Origin of the sequence: Bacillus andreraoultii (genome assembly GCF_001244735.1) — a bacterium.
Lineage (GTDB): Bacteria > Bacillota > Bacilli > Bacillales > Caldibacillaceae > Caldifermentibacillus > Caldifermentibacillus andreraoultii.
Map to the genome: position 1 here is coordinate 2,133,960 of NZ_LN868937.1, position 18,197 is coordinate 2,152,156.

19 protein-coding genes are annotated in these 18,197 nt (G+C 34.9%); 10 read left to right on the forward strand and 9 right to left on the reverse strand.

Annotated elements, in window-relative coordinates:
* Positions 1–80: 80 nt before the first annotated feature.
* Positions 81–1,010 carry an extracellular electron transfer flavoprotein PplA gene (pplA, locus tag BN2144_RS15405; RefSeq protein WP_033829130.1) on the forward strand — a complete coding sequence of 310 codons (930 nt, stop codon included), beginning with the start codon at positions 81–83 and terminating at the stop codon, positions 1,008–1,010.
* Positions 1,011–1,040: 30 nt separating this feature from the next.
* Here the strand turns inward: pplA (BN2144_RS15405) and BN2144_RS15410 are convergent, their stop codons facing one another.
* The 5 genes from BN2144_RS15410 to BN2144_RS15430 form a co-directional block, all read right to left on the reverse strand.
* Complete coding sequence (locus BN2144_RS15410) at positions 1,041–2,702, reverse strand: IS1182 family transposase (RefSeq protein ID WP_230199692.1); 1,662 nt, start codon at positions 2,700–2,702, stop codon at positions 1,041–1,043.
* Between the two features lie 317 nt (positions 2,703–3,019).
* A complete protein-coding gene (locus BN2144_RS15415) occupies positions 3,020–4,000 on the reverse strand; it encodes a polyprenyl synthetase family protein (protein ID WP_033829131.1) in 981 nt (326 codons plus the stop codon).
* A 75-nt stretch (positions 4,001–4,075) separates the two neighbouring features.
* The gene (locus BN2144_RS15420; protein WP_033829132.1) at positions 4,076–4,618 is read right to left on the reverse strand and encodes a Gx transporter family protein; all 543 of its coding nucleotides are present in this window, start codon (positions 4,616–4,618) and stop codon (positions 4,076–4,078) included.
* Between the two features lie 18 nt (positions 4,619–4,636).
* Positions 4,637–5,053, reverse strand: a complete 417-nt coding sequence (locus BN2144_RS15425; RefSeq protein ID WP_033829133.1) for a NusG domain II-containing protein — start codon at positions 5,051–5,053, stop codon at positions 4,637–4,639.
* A 41-nt stretch (positions 5,054–5,094) separates the two neighbouring features.
* The gene (locus tag BN2144_RS15430) at positions 5,095–6,972 is read right to left on the reverse strand and encodes an FAD-dependent oxidoreductase (RefSeq protein ID WP_033829134.1); all 1,878 of its coding nucleotides are present in this window, start codon (positions 6,970–6,972) and stop codon (positions 5,095–5,097) included.
* 257 nt (positions 6,973–7,229) lie between these two features.
* On the opposite strand from BN2144_RS15430, the gene pplA (BN2144_RS15435) reads away from it, so the two are divergent.
* The 7 genes from pplA (BN2144_RS15435) (at position 7,230) to BN2144_RS15465 (ending at position 13,371) form a co-directional block, all read left to right on the forward strand.
* Positions 7,230–8,144 (forward strand): extracellular electron transfer flavoprotein PplA, encoded by a 915-nt coding sequence (gene pplA, locus BN2144_RS15435; RefSeq protein WP_033829135.1) that lies wholly within the window; start codon positions 7,230–7,232, stop codon positions 8,142–8,144.
* Positions 8,145–8,224: 80 nt separating this feature from the next.
* Complete coding sequence (locus BN2144_RS15440) at positions 8,225–9,289, forward strand: FAD:protein FMN transferase (protein ID WP_094763130.1); 1,065 nt, start codon at positions 8,225–8,227, stop codon at positions 9,287–9,289.
* A gap of 44 nt (positions 9,290–9,333) precedes the next feature.
* Positions 9,334–10,272, forward strand: a complete 939-nt coding sequence (menA, locus tag BN2144_RS15445) for a 1,4-dihydroxy-2-naphthoate polyprenyltransferase (protein WP_033829137.1) — start codon at positions 9,334–9,336, stop codon at positions 10,270–10,272.
* A gap of 13 nt (positions 10,273–10,285) precedes the next feature.
* On the forward strand, positions 10,286–11,107 hold the full coding sequence (locus tag BN2144_RS15450; protein ID WP_033829138.1) for an energy-coupling factor transporter ATPase: 822 nt from the start codon (positions 10,286–10,288) through the stop codon (positions 11,105–11,107).
* Positions 11,092–11,952 (forward strand): energy-coupling factor transporter ATPase, encoded by an 861-nt coding sequence (locus tag BN2144_RS15455; RefSeq protein WP_033829139.1) that lies wholly within the window; start codon positions 11,092–11,094, stop codon positions 11,950–11,952. The genes BN2144_RS15450 and BN2144_RS15455 overlap by 16 nt, the downstream gene beginning before the upstream one ends.
* Complete coding sequence (locus tag BN2144_RS15460) at positions 11,949–12,755, forward strand: energy-coupling factor transporter transmembrane component T family protein (protein ID WP_033829140.1); 807 nt, start codon at positions 11,949–11,951, stop codon at positions 12,753–12,755. The genes BN2144_RS15455 and BN2144_RS15460 overlap by 4 nt, the downstream gene beginning before the upstream one ends.
* A gap of 88 nt (positions 12,756–12,843) precedes the next feature.
* Positions 12,844–13,371, forward strand: coding sequence for a YhcN/YlaJ family sporulation lipoprotein (locus BN2144_RS15465; protein WP_050632343.1), 528 nt, complete (start codon positions 12,844–12,846; stop codon positions 13,369–13,371).
* A gap of 115 nt (positions 13,372–13,486) precedes the next feature.
* Here BN2144_RS15465 and BN2144_RS20155 read toward each other — a convergent pair whose 3' ends face one another.
* From BN2144_RS20155 to BN2144_RS15475, 3 genes are all read right to left on the reverse strand, one after another.
* On the reverse strand, positions 13,487–13,636 hold the full coding sequence (locus BN2144_RS20155) for a hypothetical protein (protein WP_222860111.1): 150 nt from the start codon (positions 13,634–13,636) through the stop codon (positions 13,487–13,489).
* Positions 13,629–13,808, reverse strand: coding sequence for a hypothetical protein (locus tag BN2144_RS15470; RefSeq protein ID WP_033829141.1), 180 nt, complete (start codon positions 13,806–13,808; stop codon positions 13,629–13,631). Before BN2144_RS15470 ends, BN2144_RS20155 begins: the two co-directional genes overlap by 8 nt.
* 73 nt (positions 13,809–13,881) lie before the next feature.
* On the reverse strand, positions 13,882–14,688 hold the full coding sequence (locus BN2144_RS15475; RefSeq protein WP_033829142.1) for an HAD family hydrolase: 807 nt from the start codon (positions 14,686–14,688) through the stop codon (positions 13,882–13,884).
* 179 nt (positions 14,689–14,867) lie between these two features.
* Here BN2144_RS15475 and ilvD point away from each other — a divergent pair, with 179 nt between their 5' ends.
* Positions 14,868–16,547 carry a dihydroxy-acid dehydratase gene (gene ilvD / locus BN2144_RS15480; RefSeq protein ID WP_187367048.1) on the forward strand — a complete coding sequence of 560 codons (1,680 nt, stop codon included), beginning with the start codon at positions 14,868–14,870 and terminating at the stop codon, positions 16,545–16,547.
* Positions 16,548–16,873: 326 nt separating this feature from the next.
* Entirely contained in the window at positions 16,874–17,041 is a 168-nt protein-coding gene (locus tag BN2144_RS20160) for a hypothetical protein (protein WP_187367022.1), read from the forward strand.
* 56 nt (positions 17,042–17,097) lie between these two features.
* Here the strand turns inward: BN2144_RS20160 and uvsE are convergent, their stop codons facing one another.
* On the reverse strand, positions 17,098–18,051 hold the full coding sequence (uvsE, locus tag BN2144_RS15485; protein ID WP_033829143.1) for a UV DNA damage repair endonuclease UvsE: 954 nt from the start codon (positions 18,049–18,051) through the stop codon (positions 17,098–17,100).
* Positions 18,052–18,197: the final 146 nt, after the last annotated feature.

Here is an 18,197-nt window from a genome sequence, read left to right on the forward strand (position 1 = left end):
TAAACGAGCAATCTAACTGTAAGACAGCACCTCTTATAGGTATGTTTAGATTATATAATTTTCTAAAAAGGAGTGATAATATGGATATAAAAAAAATATTAGCAACATCGGTCATCTCTTTTTCACTACTTCTAGGAGCTTGTGGAGGTAATAATGATAAAGCAAAGGATAACAAAAAAGAAGAACGAAACGAACAGAATAGTCAAGGTAGTGGAGTTGATAGCGAAAATGTGAAAAATAAAATTGTTGCAGGAAGCCCACTACAAGATGGAACATACGCTTTAACCGAAACAGATTATGATGAAAATGGTTGGAAGGCAACGGAGCGAATTACTGTTAAAGGTGGAAAAATTACGAAAGCAGATTATAATTACGTAAATAAAGATGGCAAAGTAAAAACAGATGATGATAATTACCAAAAAAATATGAGTGATAAAGTCGGTGTTGGGCCAAAAGATTACGTTCCTCAATTAAATAAAGCCTTAGTTGATAAACAGGATGCAAAACAAATAGAGATCGTATCTGGAGCGACACACTCTTCTGAAAAGTTCATTAACTATTCTCAGCAATTAATCCAAAAAGCCCAAGCTGGTGATACAACTGAAATTAAAATAGATACAGGTGCTCCATTGGAAGATGGTGAGTACAAGTTAACAGAGAAGAATCTTGATACAAACGGTTGGAAAACATATATTAACATGACCGTTAAAGGTGGAAAAATCACAAAAGTTGATTATAACAATGTGAATGCAGACGGAAAGTTAAAGTCTGAAGATGATGAATATGAGAAGAATATGAAAGACAAAACAGGAATTGGACCAAAAGAGTATATTCCTCAACTAAGTAAATCCTTAGTTGACAGTCAAAACACAGAAGGAATAAGTGTTGTAAGTGGAGCAACGCATTCTACTCACCTTTTTAAAATGTATGCAGCACAATTAATAAATGCCGCACAAAGAGGCGATACAACGCCAATTGAAGTTGACAACCTTGTTTTTGCAGAAGAATAAGTTTACTTATAAAAAGAGGCTGGGACATAACTAGCCAAAAGTAGTATATAAAAAGGTTCCAGGCAATAAAAAATTTGCTTGGAACCTTTTTTGTGGGGTTTTTCCATTTCTCGTCACTATTTTACCGCTGATGGCGGTGACTTTTCTCATATTCACCGCCATCAACGCAAAGGCTAATTCATTTTTCACTTTCTGTTTTCCTCTGACGGAAAAACGAGTGAAACCTAAATTAGCCTTCAGAAAACCGAACGCTGGTTCTACATCAATTTTACGTTTTCCGTAAATTTCACCAGTTTTCTCGTCTGAAAGCTTCGTACGTACATATTCTTTTTGGGACTCCCACTTTTCATTTATGTAGACTTTTCGGTTGTTCCCTTCTTTTGCTTTCGTGCATAAATCGCGGAGTGGACAATCCGAACAGTCCTCACACTCGTACACTTTAAATTCACGGGTGAATCCGTACCTGTCTGTTCGTTTGGAATGATGGCTAAATCGTACTTTCCGACCATTTGGGCACAGAAAAGTATCTTCGTCCTCATTATATTCCCAATTATCTACATGAAAAGCGTTGTCCTTATGCTTCTTTTTCTTCTCCTTTCGATATTGATTGTATGTAATAAGTGGCGTTCGATTTCGATTCTCGATGATATCTTCATAATTCTGTTCGCTACCATATCCTGCATCCGCGACAATGAATTCCGGAAGCTCGAAAAAGTTTTCTTCAATCGTGTCGAGAAAAGGAATTAAAGTGCGTGTATCGGTCGGGTTTGGGAAAACATCGTAAGCGAGCACATATTGACCTTCCGTCGCAATTTGGACATTGTAACCAGCTTTCAATTGACCGTTCTTCATGTAGTCGTCCTTCATGCGCATAAACGTCGCATCTGGGTCCGTCTTTGAGTAACTATTGCGATCACCGAAAATCTCCATATCGTTTTGATACTTTTGTTTGCGAGTAATGTAATCCATCCATTGCTTCCGAGATTGTATGGGTAATTTGCGTTCGGAACGGAGCTTTTTCCGTTCACTCCCAACTTCAGATACTTCAATCTTTTTATTATATTCCTCGATTTTCTCGTCTAACTTTTCGACTACTTCTTCCATTTCTTTGACGGAAAGTTCCTCTTCCTTTTCTCGCTCTATTGCTGGGATGATCTCCTTCTCTAGCAGCTCATCATACAGTTGATTGGACTTTTCAATTAGCTTATCACTATATCTTTCAATGGACTTCCGCCATACAAAGGTGAACTTATTTGCGTTTGCTTCAATTTTTGTACCATCAATAAAAATGGCTTCCTCTTCAATCAATTCCTTTTCCACGAGCTGATTTCGGAACTGGACAAAGCATTCACGTAGGATGTTTTCAATGAGTGGATTAGAACGGAAGCGATTGATGGTGCGATAGCTAGGTTCATGTCCTTGAGCCAGCCACATCATGCGGATACTATCCTGTAATAAAGCTTCTATTTTACGGCCGGAAAACACGGATTGCGTATATCCACACAAAATGACTTTCAACATCATACGAGGATGATACGCGGGACGGCCGGTTTGTCGTATGAAGTCCTCGAAAGCTTCTTCGGGAATACTCTCGACAAGATCATTGATCGCAAAAGCAATATCGTTTTCTTTCAACTTAATTTCTAAATTTAGCGGTAAAACTACTTGATTCATGTTATAATGTTTAAACATAAGGGCACCTCCAAAATTATTGTTTCGTCACTTTAATTTTATCAAAAGGTGCCCTTTTTGTTTACTAGAATTGTGACAAAAAAGGCGTTGGGTCTACACTTTTTAGTGTAAGCTCCAACGCCTTAATTTTTATTTTACTGGAGTTTTGTCCCAGTCTCATTTTTCAGCTAATAGGAAAGTAATTCCAATCTTTTCTTTCCTATACACATTGTGTACATGGCTTCGAGCATTGCATCAAAGCTGAAAAACTATCTTTCTTTACGACGAACTCTAGTCTCTCATGTCTCCTAACGGCTCTAGCGTCCCCCAAGTTTTCTTTACATTTTCCGATTCAGCAAATAATTTGTTAAATTTCTAAGGGTCGTTTTATACTCCCCTTGAGGTAATTTTTCTAATTCATTTAAAGCTTTTTTTGTATATTTCTTTGCGAGATCAAATGATTTTTCGATTCCTTGATATTCTTTTATTAAATTGAAGATTGAAGTTAAATCATTGTTTGTTAACTTATCTCTCTTCTCAATATACGGTTTAAAAGCAGTGCGATTTTCTTTCGTTGCGTAAATAAACGGTAATGTATAAATTCCTTGTTGTATATCATGCATGACTGGCTTCCCTAATGTCTTGTTATCGCTTTTGTAATCCAGTATATCATCAATAATTTGAAAAGCCATCCCGAGATAATGTCCCATATTTCGAGCATTTATTGCCATTTTTCGTGATGCCTTACTGATTACCGCACCAGAATAACAACTAACTGCAAATAATTGTGCCGTTTTCCCCGAAATTCTTGATAAGTAGTCTTTTACTGAATTCGGTTCAATATAGCGAGAATTCAGTTGTTCTAGTTCGCCAATTAATATTTTTTCCATTCCTTTTGCATTAAATTCTAAATCAGCTAAGGAATTGGCATGTTTTGAAAGAAGGTTAAAAGTAAGACTAAATAAATAGTCACCAGCATAAATGGCATACTTATTTCCTTTAAACGAATGAATTGTAGCTATTCCGTGGCGCGTTTCAGCTTCATCAATGACATCATCATGGACTAGTGTTGCCATATGCAAACATTCTATAGCTGCTGCGATTGCAATTGCTTTTTCTTTATCTTGTTCTGGACCAATTGATGAGCAAAGTAATGAATATGCAGGCCTTAACATTTTTCCACCAGAATGCACAAGGTCTTTCACAATCTTTTCAATTGTTTTATCGCGAACACGAATATTTGTATCAATAAGTTCAAGCACATCTACAAGTTCATTTTGTAACTCCGGAAAGTTTTCCCACATGGAATGAATCCGCATAAATATCCTCCCTTCTTCAATAGTTTTAAACGACTTGAACGAATAACTATTTTTATTTTCAGAAAAAGAATCTCCTTATTTTGCTACTGATTTGGAACTTTGCAAATACATATAGTATTCAAGTTTTTCAACATGAGTTAGTAAAAAGTTAGCCATAATACCAGTTGCAATCCCAGCTAAAATACCGACAAAAGAAAGTACAGGTAAATAAAGTAATACAGTCCATGTTTGTGCGATCCAACTAGCGATTAATAATTGCCCTACATTATGTAATATTGCTCCAGTTGTACTGACACCAATTAAACTAACCCGCTTTGGTCCTAGTTTTTTCACTGCCCACATTCCAAGAAAACTAAAGATTGCGCCACTAGCGCTATACATGAAAGTTGAGATTGTTCCACCTAATAATGTTGATAAAATTAATCGAATCGTAATAACTTTAATCGTATCTTTTGTGGATAATGTATAAAGGGCCATACATGTAATAATATTCGCAAGTCCTAGTTTTGCACCAGGTGCTACAAGAAAAGGGAAGGGTATTGCCCGTTCAACTAGACTAATGATCACGGCTTGGGCTGCTAATAACGCAATATATGCAATTCGCTGATTTTTTGTCATCCTACACCCCACCCTTATTTATGAACTAATAATCATCTCATCTGAAGTTTGATTTTCACTTACAATTTCAATTAACACTTTATGTGGCAGACAAACAATAGTCTCTCCTGGTTTTTTGATGAACCCAGTTAATACACAGACTTGGTCCGAACAATTGGCACTTTTTATCCGAATTTTATTATCCTTCACTTCGATTGTATTCACTCCACCGTCACCATCATGGATATCAAAAATGTGTGTTTTTTGATTATCGCTTAAAGTGATACGTTTTACTTCTTTACCGTCTACTGATATAACTGCTACATTGACGGATGTCGCAGTTTCTCGATCTGATTGAATATAAGTAAAAATAAAAAAAGGAATAAATGAAAGGAGAACTAAAGAGAAAACTACGATGATATCCCAACGTTTTATCATTTTGTAGTATGATTTCATCTCTTTCACTCCTCTCAACTATTCCTTAAGACAATGAAAAATTACTTGTTGTCTTTATATATTGCCCTTTCTTTGCCATACCATGCATGACCTAACTTGTTTTGAATCCAAGGAATTACCCAATAGTCAAGACCGATAGAACGACCAGCACCATTTAGTAAAGCAATAGAAGCAGGAAGTGCCCATACTTTATCCCAGCCAAGCATCGCACTTAATGTAAACATGATTAAGAAACCAGCACTAGCTGCACTTGCAAGCCAAGTAAATAATCCGCCAATAAGAGCAAGACCAATTCCTAATTCGACAAACACCATAAATTTTTGCATAAATACAGCCATATCTGCATTTGGAAGAACAATTTGCATAAACCATTCAAACCAGCCAGGCATATGATTTAAAATTGGAGTCGCCCATTCGGTTGCTCCAGCATCAGCAGCCTCACTTGCCCCACTTGTTGTTGTTTGTAACCAATCAAAAGGCATACGAACCGTTGAACCGACTAACCATGAATCTTCACCTAAACCAGTAAATAATAAATGAACTTTAGACCAACTAGCTGTTGCTTCTTTCCAAGTTGTTTCGCCCCATATTTTTGCAAAAGCTTCAACTAACCAGAAACCACCGACAAATAGACGTAGTGGTACACTCCAAATGACACTAGCACGAGTATTTGTAAAGAAACGAGAGATACTACGTTTATCTTTTGTATGGAAAAATTCATGTTCAATATATTTCCACATATAGTAACCACTACGAATTCCAAAGAAATAATATAAGTTAACCATATGTTTCATGAAAATTGCTAACCAACCACTTAGACGAAGCCCACTTAAATTTGCAACACCATATCTAGCACCGATTGATACCATAAATCCATGGTAATTACCTTTATAAGCCTGTTTTTCACCACCACTTATTTTAGCAATAATATTTTTCGCTGCAGTTATTGCTGTTTGTTCAGCTGCTTCCACAATTTGTGGCGTTGGTTTTCCCTCTTCTTCCTCAAAATAAGCTAAGTCACCAACAACATAGACGTTTTCCAAATCTTCAGCTTCCATATATTCATTTACTTTTAAACGTCCAGCACGGGCAGAACTCATACCATAGTCTTTCGTATCAGAATTTGCCCGAACACCAGCTGTCCAAATTAAAGTATATGTTGGGAGGCTTTCTCCAGATTTTAAAACTACCTCATCTTGTTTCACTTCGACAATTGGTGAATTTGTTAAGATTTTAATTCCCTTTTTCACCATATATTTTTCTGCTTTACCAGCATCCTTTCGATCCAGCATATTTAAAATCGTAGGTGCTGCTTCAACGAGATATAAAGTAATATCTTGTGGATCAAGTTTATAATCTTTTGCAAGTCTTACTTTCCATTCTAATAATTCCCCAATCATTTCAACGCCAGTAAAACCAGAACCACAAACGGTAAATGTTAACATTGCTTTACGTTTTTCTTCATCATGTTCCATAGACGCACGATGAACAGTTTCTTCTATATGATTACGAAGTTTTACTGCATCTTCCCAAGACCAAAGAGTAAAACCATTTTCTTTTACACCTGGTGTACCAAAGTCGTTTGGTTCGCCACCCATACCTAATACTAAGTAATCAAAAGGAAAAGATCCATGTTCTGTTGTCACTACCTTTTTCTCATGATCAACATGTGTCACATTATCAGTAACTAAGTTTACTTTCGTTCTATTAAATAGTTTACGTAAATCATATTGAATCGCATCTGGTTCTACTCGATGTGCAGCAACTTCATGCAATTCGGTCATCATTGTATGATACGAATGACGATCAATTAACGTAATGGAGACGGAATTATCTTTTTTATATTTTTTAGCTAGCTTTTTTGCAGCATGTACTCCTGCATAGCCAGCGCCAATAATTACAATATTGGTATTAGCCATTATTTAACCCTCTCTATCCTTTTTATTATAAGAAAAATTTTAGATTAACATTGTGAATAAATGAACAACACGTCCTATTGTAATCGCGAAGGTACCTCTTGTCTAGACTGTTCACCATTTGTTCACATATGAAGTATATAACACTCTATGTTCATAATTTTGTCACAGACAATTTAATACGGTCATGATAGTATAAAGCATGTCAATTGTGACTTAGTTCACAATAGATAAAAAAATAAAGGATAAGGTGAGAGACTATGAAATTCAACAAGATTGCTTTTGCATCTGCTCTTTCTCTTTCATTACTTTTAGCAGCATGTGGTTCTGATGATAATGCTACGAAAACTAAAGATAAAAGTAATGAAAATAAGGCTCCAAAAACAGAGGAAGTTGCTAGCAAATTAGTTGCTGGGGGTGCATTAAAAGACGGTACGTATTCATTATCTGAAAAAGATTTCGATGATAATGGTTGGAAAGTTCAATTTGATATGACAGTAAAAGATGGCAAAATTGCCGAATCTAATTATAATTATGTAAATGCTGATGGTAAATTAAAATCAGAAGATAAAGACTACCAAAAAGCAATGGTCGAAAAATCTGGTACAGGTCCTGCTGATTACATTCCAGAATTGAATGACCAATTAGTAAATAAACAAAATGCTAGCCAAGTAGAAGTTGTTTCTGGTGCAACTCATTCATCTGAAAGCTTCATTAATTATGCACAACAATTAATTCAAGCAGCTCAAAAAGGTGATACAACTGCTATTGAAATCGATACTAAGGCTCCATTAAAAGATGGGGAATATAGTCTAGAAGAAAAGAATCTTGATTCCACTGGCTGGAAAACTTTCATTAAAATGACTGTTGCTAATGGAAAAATTTCTAAAGTAGACTACAATTATTTAAATGGTGATGGCAAATTAAAAACTGACGATGAAGAATATGAAAAAACAATGAGTGAAAAATCTGGAACAGGTCCTCAAGAATATATTCCAGAATTAGCTAAATCTCTAGTAGAAAAACAAAATGCTGCTGAAGTAGAAGTTGTTTCTGGTGCAACTCATTCAAGTCATGCATTTAAAATGTATGCAGCACAACTAATAAATGCAGCTCAAAAAGGAGATACTACTCCTATCGAAGTTGATAATCGAGTTTTTGAAGAAAATAAGTAAAATCAACTTCAATAGACAAGTGAAAAAGACTTTAGAGATTTCTCTAAAGTCTTTTTTTCTCTAAAGCAATATTTGAGAGGATGAATCATTTGAAAAAAATTACTCTACTCCTAATCGCCCTTCTATTGTCTTTTATCGCTGGTTGTAATGGCCAAACAGAAAAGGCAGATAATCCGAAACTTACGACAAATCCGGCCAGTCGAACAGAATTTTTAATGGGTACTGTCGTAACTGTAAAAATTTATGATCAAAATAAAGAAGATGTTCTCGACTCTGTTTTTGAAAGAATTAAAGTACTAGCAGATCAAATCACCGTCAATGATGACGAAGATAAATCTGAAATCGATCACATAAATACAAGCGCAGGAATGGCACCAGTCAAAGTATCAAAAGATATTTATACGTTAATTGAAACGGGAAAAACCTATAGTAAACGTGCCAATGGATCTTTTGATATTTCTATTGGTCCCCTAAGTACACTTTGGCATATAGGCTTTCCTGACGCAAGAAAGCCAAGTCAAGAGGAAATTGAGCAAGTTCTTCCTCTAATTGATTATCAAGCTATTCAATTAAATAGTGAAAAACAAACCGTATTTTTAAAAAATAAAGGAATGCAACTTGATCTTGGTGGTATTGCAAAAGGATTTATTACGGATGAAGTGGTAAAAGTATTAAAAAAACATCATGTTACTTCTGCAATTGTTGATTTAGGTGGAAATGTATTTGTTTATGGAACGAATGCGACAGGTAACAAATGGACTGTCGGTATCCAAGATCCATTCTCACCTCGTGGAGAAGTCATTGGTAGCATTCAACTTGCAAATAAATCGGTAGTTACTTCAGGTATCTATGAACGTTATCTCACAGTCGGTAACAAAACTTATCACCATATATTAAATCCGAAAGATGGGTACCCATTTAATAATGATATCGCTGGTGTATCTGTCATCACAAACAAATCAATTGATGGAGATTCCCTCTCTACCCTTCTATTTTCAAAAGGTGTAAAGGAAGGTCTTGCCTTTGCAAAAAAATTAGATGATGTTGAATCAATATTTATTACACATGATAAAAAAATTTATATGACGAATGGTTTAAAAGGTCAATTCAAGCTAACAAATAAAGAGTTTACGATACAAGATTAATCGAGCAAAGACTATTTTAGATTCCTACTAGGAGTGGATTACCTATGTCTTTACACGCGTTTTTTAAATTAGTTGAAATACAAACAAAACTTGCCAGCCTCTTCCCTTTTCTAGTTGGTTCGCTTTTTGTTTTATATCGTTATGAAACATTTAAACCTGTAAATACGATCATTTTCTTCTGCTCTATGCTTTTATTTGACTTAACGACGACAGCTATTAATAATTATATGGATTATAAAAAAGCAACAAGTGAAAGCTATAGAAAAGAGAAAAATATTATCGGTCAAGAAAATATACAAGAGTGGATTATAATTACAACAATTTTCTTACTATTAATAACCGCAACCGCACTTGGCATTGTACTTGTAACAAAAACAGATTTGCTTGTTTTAATTATTGGCATGATTTGCTTTGCCATCGGAATTCTATATACATTCGGACCAATTCCCATATCTCGGATGCCTTTGGGAGAAATTTTCTCTGGTGTTACGATGGGGTTCGGTATCCTATTTCTAATTGTCTATGTAAATGCTTATGATAAAGGAATTGCCAATCTCATATGGTCTGGGACTATCATCAGTTTACGGGTAGATGTAATAAAAATATTAGAGATTGTCCTTGTTTCTCTACCTTGTATTTTTACTATTGCTAATATTATGCTTGCAAATAATATATGTGATCTTGATGAAGATATAAAAAATAAACGGTTTACCCTTCCCTATTATATTGGTAGAAAGTATGCAATTTGGCTATTCAATGCTTTATATTTCGGTGCCTTTATAGCTATTTTGGTTGCTATTATGTTAAATTTACTTCCAAAAATTATGTTACTTTCCCTCATAGCAGGTATACCGGTTTATAAACATGTAAAACTATTTAATAAGAAACAAAGTAAATATGAAACATTCTCTGTTTCGGTAAAAAATTTAATCATTATTAATGGCTCAATTACCACGTTACTCTGTCTAGCTGTTTTAATATAAGAGGTGTTTAAAAATGGGAAAACCTTTATCCCCTATGATAGAAGTAAAAGACTTGACTTTCAAATATGATATGCGTGAAGCAATTGAAGCACTCTCCTCTATAAACTTTACGATTTATAAAGGAGAGTGGGTCTCAATAATTGGCAATAATGGTTCGGGAAAATCAACTTTGGCAAATATTTTAATAGGCTTGTTGACTCCTCAATATGGTGAAGTAAAAATAAATGGACTCACATTACATGAAAAAAACAAATGGGAAATACGAAAGCATATGGGCATTGTCTTTCAAAATCCGGATAACCAATTTATCGGAACAACAGTTGAAGATGATGTAGCGTTCGGATTAGAAAATTTGAATTTACCTTATGATGAGATGAAAATCCGTGTTGATAAAGCGTTACGTGAAGTTGGTATGGAAGATTTTCGTCATGCTGACCCTTCCCGCCTATCTGGAGGACAAAAACAGCGGGTTGCTATTGCTGGATTATTGGCGTTGCAACCAAAAATCTTACTACTCGATGAAGCATTTGTTATGTTAGATCCGAGAAGCCGAAAAGATTTATTACATACACTAAAGCAATTAAAAAAAGAACAAAGCCTAACCATTATTTCCATTACCCATGACATGAATGAAGCCGCATCAAGTGATCGGGTGATTTTATTAAAAAATGGACAAATTTCTGCAACAGGAGCTCCGAAAGAAGTTTTTACTAGCGAACTTGATTTTGAAGCTCCATTTAGTGAAAGATTACGACGTACCCTACTAAAAAAAGGTCGTCCCATACAAAATAGATATATGACGGAAGATGAGATGATCAAATGGTTAATGAAATAATATTTAATCAAGTGTATGCCGATTATCGATTAGGTCCAATGCGTTCAAGTGATGTTTTAGATAATGTAAATTTACAAATATCCAAAGGTTCATTTACCGCAATTGTTGGCCATACAGGAGCTGGAAAATCAAGTCTTTTAAAAACAATGAATGGTCTAATTTTACCGAAACAAGGTAAAGTTCAAGTAGGGAAATATGTTATTACAAGTAAAAGTAACAAATCATTAAAAGAAGTCCGAAAACGGGTAGGAATGGTATTTCAGTTTCCTGAAGCACAAATTTTTGCAGAAACAGTTGAAAAAGATATTTGTTTTGGTCCAATGAACTTTGGTGTATCAGAATCCGATGCAAAGATGATCGCACATAATGTTATTAAACAAGTTGGTCTAGATCCATCATACTTGCAAAAGTCCCCTTTTTCATTATCAGGAGGACAAAAACGACGAGTAGCAATTGCCGGGATTTTAGCAATGAATCCAGATATATTAGTTTTAGATGAGCCTGGTGCTGGACTTGATCCTAAAGGAAAACAAGAAATATTATCAATGCTTTCTTCTTGGAATAGAGAAAATCATTTAACAACGATCATGGTTACTCACGATATGGAGGATGTCGCACAATATGCGGAAGATATTATTGTAATGAATAAAGGAAAAGTTGTATTTCACAATACTGTACGGGAATTTTTTTCGAATCATAATCTTGTAGAGTCACTAGATTTAGACGTTCCAGATGCTAGACGGTTTCAATTACAAATCGAACAAAAAACAGGTATTCAATTGCCCAAAACTTGTTTATCAGTAGATGAGCTTGCAGACTGTTTAATCGAGGTGGGACTTGTATGAATAAATTAATCTTAGGCCGTTACTTTCCAGGCGACTCCATTTTACATAAACTTGATGCCCGTGCGAAATTAATTGCCGGTTTTTATTTTATTTTTATATTATTCTTAGCGAAACATTGGTTAGCTTATATTCTTTTATGGGGGTTTACATTTTTCGTTATGTATCTCTCTAGTGTTTCTTTCAAAACTTATGTGCGCGGTGTCCGTCCATTAATTTGGCTCATTTTATTTACCGTTTTTCTCCAAGTACTTTTTACTGCGGGTGGAAAAATATATGTTGATTGGGGACCAATAACAATTTCACAATTTGGTTTAATTAATGGTGTTTACATCTTCTTCCGCTTTGTCATGATTATCTTTATCTCTACCGTCATTACTCTTACAACAAAACCGATTGATTTAACGGATGCTATTCATTTCCTTTTAAAGCCATTAAAAATCTTTAAATTACCTGTTGAGGAAATTTCAATTATGTTGTCAATTGCCCTTCGCTTTATTCCAAACCTATTAGACGAAACGCAAAAAATTATGGATGCACAAAAAGCAAGAGGCACAGAATTTGGTGAAGGTTCGCTTTTTCAGCAAATGAAAACTTTAGTACCTATCTTTTTACCCCTCTTTGTCAGCTCTTTAAATCGTGCAGAAGAAGTAGCAAATGTGATGGAAGTAAGAGGCTATCAACCAGATGGAATAAGGTCATCATTTCGAAAGTTACATTGGAAAAGTATAGATACTGTAAGTTTATGTATGATGATCTTATTAACCATTAGTTTACTATTAATAAATAGGTATACTTTAGGATAGACCTATTTTCAAATTGAGTCCGAACTGAATAAAAACGTTAGTTAAGTAAAAAATAACATTAACATTGCAATTATATGGAGGGTTCAATTTGAAAAAGCGATTAATAGCATATTTTTCGATTAGTGTATCTTCTCTTCTACTTTTTGGCTGTACATATTATAACAAAAGCCAATCAGGCGACCACCGAAATATGGTCGTAACAGAAAATACGAATAATAGTGTGTCTCAAAATCGCCAACAAAATAATCAAAGAATCTTACAAGTGAGAGACAAAAAGGATAATGGAGATCATTATGCACAAAACTTTTTTGTCGATACAAATGCGGAGAAAAAAATTATCGATTTAAAAGAAGTAGTCGATGCGGATGTCATTATTACAAATAATCAAGCCTTTGTTTCCGTCGTCTTAGCAAATCAACAATATTTAAGTTCAAATTTAAAAGAAAACATTAGAAATCAAATTCGTTCCATTCATACAGATATTGATCATATTTATATTTCTTCAAATCCACATTTTGTTCAAGAATTAAATGAGTTCTCCATCCGTATTCATCGTGGCGATAAAAATATCGCGAATGATTTTCATAACATGATTAATGATTATTTCTTTAAATAGAAATCGGTGTTTCTGCCTTTAAAATCCTATTTCACAAGCTTCGAAAAAAGGATTCTGCAGCCCTCTAGCTGGAGAATCCCTTTTTTTATGAATACATTTTAATTAGTAAAATGAACTAGACTGTCTTATCTGATTTATTATTTTTATTCTTCTTTAGCTTCTTATTCATTTCTAATGTTTCTATTATTTTATTACTATTCATATCACCAAATTCGCTTCCAAACTCTATGCGGCCTTGAATGTTTTTACCACTACTATTATTCAATTGGTCGTTCATTATGCTTCCCTGCCCTACCTTGGTGTGAGTTCCGATTAAAGCCTTTCATTGGGTTTTCATCACCCGCAAATTCTGCAGTAAAATCCGATTCCTGAACATTTTTATATGGTGTTTTCGTATATTTTCCTACCGCATTTCTTTCTGCTTTTCGTTTTGCCATTTGCTTCATCTCCTTTTTTAAAACTAAAATTAGTTTTAACTATTAAGAGAAAAGCATACTTGGTAAAACTTGCTTAAGACTTTATTCGACTTCCATTTTCTAATTCAGTTAATATCGAGAAAAGCTCATTCAAATTGTTGATTTCAAAGCTAGGTACAATATGATTTCTTTCTTTTTGTTCACGATTAATCCATATTGATTGTATGCCTACTCGGTTTGCGCCTAAAATATCCGTATTTAAATTATCACCGACCATAATGACTTCGTTCGTATTTAATTCCATAAGAGACAATGCATGATGAAAAATTCCTAAATCTGGTTTTCCTTTTCCGTAATCACCCGATATAACAATTTGTTCGAAGTATGGAATTAATTCTGGGGTTAGCGATAATTTTGTTTTTTGCAAACTTGGTGACCCATTTGTTAATAATAATAGGCGATAATGATCTTTTAGTTGATTTAAAACCGGATATGTATCCTCATATATGTAAGGGTGTTTCTTTCGTTTGATTGGGAATGTCTCTGCTAATTTATGTCCTAATTGTTCATCATCTATCCCTATTTCTTTCAGTCCGAATGTCCAAGCATCTTTACGATATTGCGGAACGAGTTGACGAAGAATTTGAAATTGCTCACAATCATCATTAAACTCTCCCCATAACCCTTCAAAAGGATTAATACCAATCATTTGCGTAAATGAATATGTTTGATAAGATGTGTACAAATTTCTTGCTACATCTCGTACCGCTTCTTCTAACTTATTAGAATCCACGCCATAATAGTCTTCTGCAATTTTACATGTTGTTTTAAATGCCGCTTTCACACTTTGTTGATCCCAAAGGAGTGTATCATCTAAATCAAAAAATATAGCTTTAATCATAGTATCCCCTTTTTCCATCGTTGTTTTAAATTATATTTTAACAGCTTATATCGCATAAGTTAATATATATTCATTAAATTATAGAAATTTAAACTACACATAATAGAAAAACAGTGTTAAAATAGGGAAAAGTTTAAAATTTTAGGAATAGTAATTTAGTAGAGAGAGAGGGAATGAAATTGACCGAAATGCGTAGTGATATGATAAAAAAAGGAGTAGACCGTGCACCACACCGTAGCTTATTACGAGCTGCTGGGGTAAAGCCAGAAGACTTCGGCAAACCTTTTATTGCAGTCGTTAACTCCTATATTGATATAGTACCAGGACATGTTCATTTACAAGAATTTGGTAAAGTGGTTAAAGAAGCAATCCGAGAAGCAGGTGGCGTACCTTTTGAAATGAATACAATTGGTGTAGATGATGGTATTGCAATGGGACATATCGGAATGAGATACTCTCTTCCAAGTCGGGAAATTATTGCTGACTCCGTTGAAACAGTTGTATCAGCGCACTGGTTTGATGGTATGATTTGCATTCCAAACTGTGATAAAATTACTCCAGGAATGTTAATGGCAGCATTAAGAGTAAATATTCCTACTATCTTTGTTAGTGGCGGTCCGATGCGTGCTGGGAGAGATTCACAAGGTAATCCCCTTTCTCTAACTTCTGTTTTCGAAGGTGTTGGAGCTTTCCAATCCGGAAAGATTAGTGAAGATCGTTTGTTAGAAATTGAGCAGTTCGCGTGTCCTACGTGTGGTTCGTGTTCAGGAATGTTTACAGCAAACTCAATGAATTGTCTAGCAGAAGCTCTTGGCCTTGCCTTACCAGGAAACGGTACAATACTTGCAGATACAGAGGAACGAATCGAGTTTGCTAAAAAGTCTGCAAAACAACTTATGAATCTTATAAAAAATGATTTAAAACCTCGTGATATTGTTACCATTGAATCCATTGATAATGCTTTTAGTTTAGATATGGCGATGGGTGGTTCAACGAATACGGTACTACATACCTTAGCTATTGCACACGAAGCAGAAATTGAATATCCTATGGAACGTATTAATGATATTGCAAACCGAGTCCCACATTTAGCTAAAATTGCCCCTGCCTCCGATTATCATATTGAAGATGTTCACCGGGCTGGAGGAGTTAGTGCAATCATCCATGAATTATTGAAAAAGCCAGGCGCATTTCACGGTGATTCGCTATCTGTTTCTGGCAAAACTATTCGGGAAAATGTAAGTGGATGTGAAATTAAAGACACAAATGTTATTCGTCCACTCAACAACCCGCATTCTGAAACAGGTGGATTAGCGGTATTATTCGGAAATCTTGCTCCAGATGGTGCAATAATCAAAGTTGGAGCTGTTGATCCAGCTGTCGGTGGCTACCATCGTGGTCCTGCAATTTGTTTTGACTCTCAAGAGGAAGCTTTATCTGGTATTATTTCAGGCAAAGTGAAAGAAGGACATGTCGTTGTGATTCGTTATGAAGGACCAAAAGGTGGACCTGGAATGCCAGAAATGCTTGCTCCAACATCGCAAATTGTTGGCCGTGGTCTTGGTGCAAAAGTTGGTCTAATTACGGACGGTCGATTTTCTGGTGCTTCAAGAGGTATATCAATCGGTCATATTTCTCCTGAAGCCGCTGAGGGTGGACCAATCGCTTTCGTTAAAGATGATGATATGATTGAGCTTGACTTAAATAAGCGGACAATAACTCTTGAGATATCTGATGAAGAATTTACAAAACGAAAAGCAGATTGGAATGGCTTTGAGTCAAAAGTGAAAAAGGGCTATCTTGCTCGGTATTCTAAACTAGTAACCTCTGCTAATACAGGCGGTGTAATGAAAATATAATCTTAATTTTACATTTAATGAACGAGGATTCGAAACTTTAGAGCTGTTTTAATGCAGCTCTTTTTTTGTTAGTTTAAAGTAAATATTTTTCAATTTCTACTTTATAATGAATAAATCCATTAGAAAGATTTCAACAGTACTTTACAAGGGAAAAAAGTTTTTACAGTGAACTACGCCCTTTTCTCTCCAATACTTGGTCGTCTCCTTAGTTTTCTATATCTCCTACCCTCCTAAAGTTACCAAAAATAAGTATACATATTATTATTTTTATTGGCCGATAGTAACAAGGAACTAGATTAATGATTTCTAGAAAGGAGAATATTGTTATGGCTCGTGGTAAAAGTTTCAATCATAAGAAAAAAAATCACCCAGGTAATCATCCAAATCGAGATGGTTATGTAGAAAAAAGACAAAAGGAAGCAATTGGAGACGAGGAACTAATTGTTACACAAGAGCAATTTAAAAATCGCATCCAAACAACAGATGTTGATTAGGAACGGGAGCCCATTTTCAGGCTCCTTTAGTTATTATTGAAACATGCATCTTTCCATTACCATTCGATTTCTGTCGTACTAATCCGTTTCACACCTCGAATCGTAGTTAAATCCTCTACAATTTTTAGCATTGCCAAATCTTTTTGTTTCGCTTCAATCATAACAACAAAATCTTGATTTAGTTCCCTCGCCATTTTAAAAAAAGGAACAACGAAGTCAGAAGAAACAAACTCAGCGTGTGCCCGGAAATCTCTTTCTGATTTTGGTGAAGAAATATGTACTTTTGGTAGGAGTTTTCGATTTTCCCATGTTCTAAAAATCCGTTGTAAAGCTTCCGTCAATTCAACGTCACCCTTATTTGCTATATAATGATGATAATCGAGTACCATTGGAATTTTTTCTCGTTCACAAGTCTCTAATGTCTCATTAACATTATATGTTTTGTCATCATTTTCTAAAGTTGTTACCCCTTTAATTTCATTTGGTAGCTGTTTTATATTTTTATGAAAACGTTCCAGTGTCCCTTCTTTATCCCCATACGCCCCACCAATATGAATATTTATATTCGCTATATCAGATACTTTCATTGCTTCAAGTAATTGATAATGGTATTCCATATCTTTCACAGCATTCGTAGTAACTTCTTCTCTCGGACTTGTGAATAGTGTAAATTGATTCGGGTGAAAACTTGGTCTTATATTACATGTTTTTATAATTGTCCCAAGTTCCTCCCATTCCCTTTTAAATGGTGTTATATAGTCCCATAACACTTCTGGGTGAGTTGCTAAAGGGATCATTGCACTTGAAAAACGATATAATTTTACTTCATGAGCAATAAGATAAAATAAAATCCGCTTTGTATTAATAATATTTTGTGAAGTAACCTCCAACAATTTCTCCATCCGTTCATCTTTTGGGAGTGAAGAAAAACGCTTAAAAGTCATTGTTTTCGATGGACTTGCATTGTACAATCCTAAAGCATTTGCAACAAAACCAAATTGAATTTTCATGATCATTGTCCTTTTTATTTGTATTATACCTTTATTGTGCATTGAACTACTGGTCACTAAAGTAACGAGATTCCTGCGAACATCGAGGTATCCCTCCGTTATTTAGCAGGCGACCCCTGTCGCTTCGACAGTTAGCAGTACAGACG

Coding starts and splice junctions, on each gene's coding strand:
- pplA (WP_033829130.1), top strand. CDS start 81: ATGGATATAAAAAAAATATTAGCAACATCGGTCATCTCTTTTTCACTA.
- BN2144_RS15410 (WP_230199692.1), bottom strand. CDS start 2,702: ATGTTTAAACATTATAACATGAATCAAGTAGTTTTACCGCTAAATTTA.
- BN2144_RS15415 (WP_033829131.1), bottom strand. CDS start 4,000: ATGCGGATTCATTCCATGTGGGAAAACTTTCCGGAGTTACAAAATGAA.
- BN2144_RS15420 (WP_033829132.1), bottom strand. CDS start 4,618: ATGACAAAAAATCAGCGAATTGCATATATTGCGTTATTAGCAGCCCAA.
- BN2144_RS15425 (WP_033829133.1), bottom strand. CDS start 5,053: ATGAAATCATACTACAAAATGATAAAACGTTGGGATATCATCGTAGTT.
- BN2144_RS15430 (WP_033829134.1), bottom strand. CDS start 6,972: ATGGCTAATACCAATATTGTAATTATTGGCGCTGGCTATGCAGGAGTA.
- pplA (WP_033829135.1), top strand. CDS start 7,230: ATGAAATTCAACAAGATTGCTTTTGCATCTGCTCTTTCTCTTTCATTA.
- BN2144_RS15440 (WP_094763130.1), top strand. CDS start 8,225: ATGAATCATTTGAAAAAAATTACTCTACTCCTAATCGCCCTTCTATTG.
- menA (WP_033829137.1), top strand. CDS start 9,334: ATGTCTTTACACGCGTTTTTTAAATTAGTTGAAATACAAACAAAACTT.
- BN2144_RS15450 (WP_033829138.1), top strand. CDS start 10,286: ATGGGAAAACCTTTATCCCCTATGATAGAAGTAAAAGACTTGACTTTC.
- BN2144_RS15455 (WP_033829139.1), top strand. CDS start 11,092: ATGGTTAATGAAATAATATTTAATCAAGTGTATGCCGATTATCGATTA.
- BN2144_RS15460 (WP_033829140.1), top strand. CDS start 11,949: ATGAATAAATTAATCTTAGGCCGTTACTTTCCAGGCGACTCCATTTTA.
- BN2144_RS15470 (WP_033829141.1), bottom strand. CDS start 13,808: ATGGCAAAACGAAAAGCAGAAAGAAATGCGGTAGGAAAATATACGAAA.
- BN2144_RS15475 (WP_033829142.1), bottom strand. CDS start 14,688: ATGATTAAAGCTATATTTTTTGATTTAGATGATACACTCCTTTGGGAT.
- BN2144_RS20160 (WP_187367022.1), top strand. CDS start 16,874: ATGGCTCGTGGTAAAAGTTTCAATCATAAGAAAAAAAATCACCCAGGT.
- uvsE (WP_033829143.1), bottom strand. CDS start 18,051: ATGAAAATTCAATTTGGTTTTGTTGCAAATGCTTTAGGATTGTACAAT.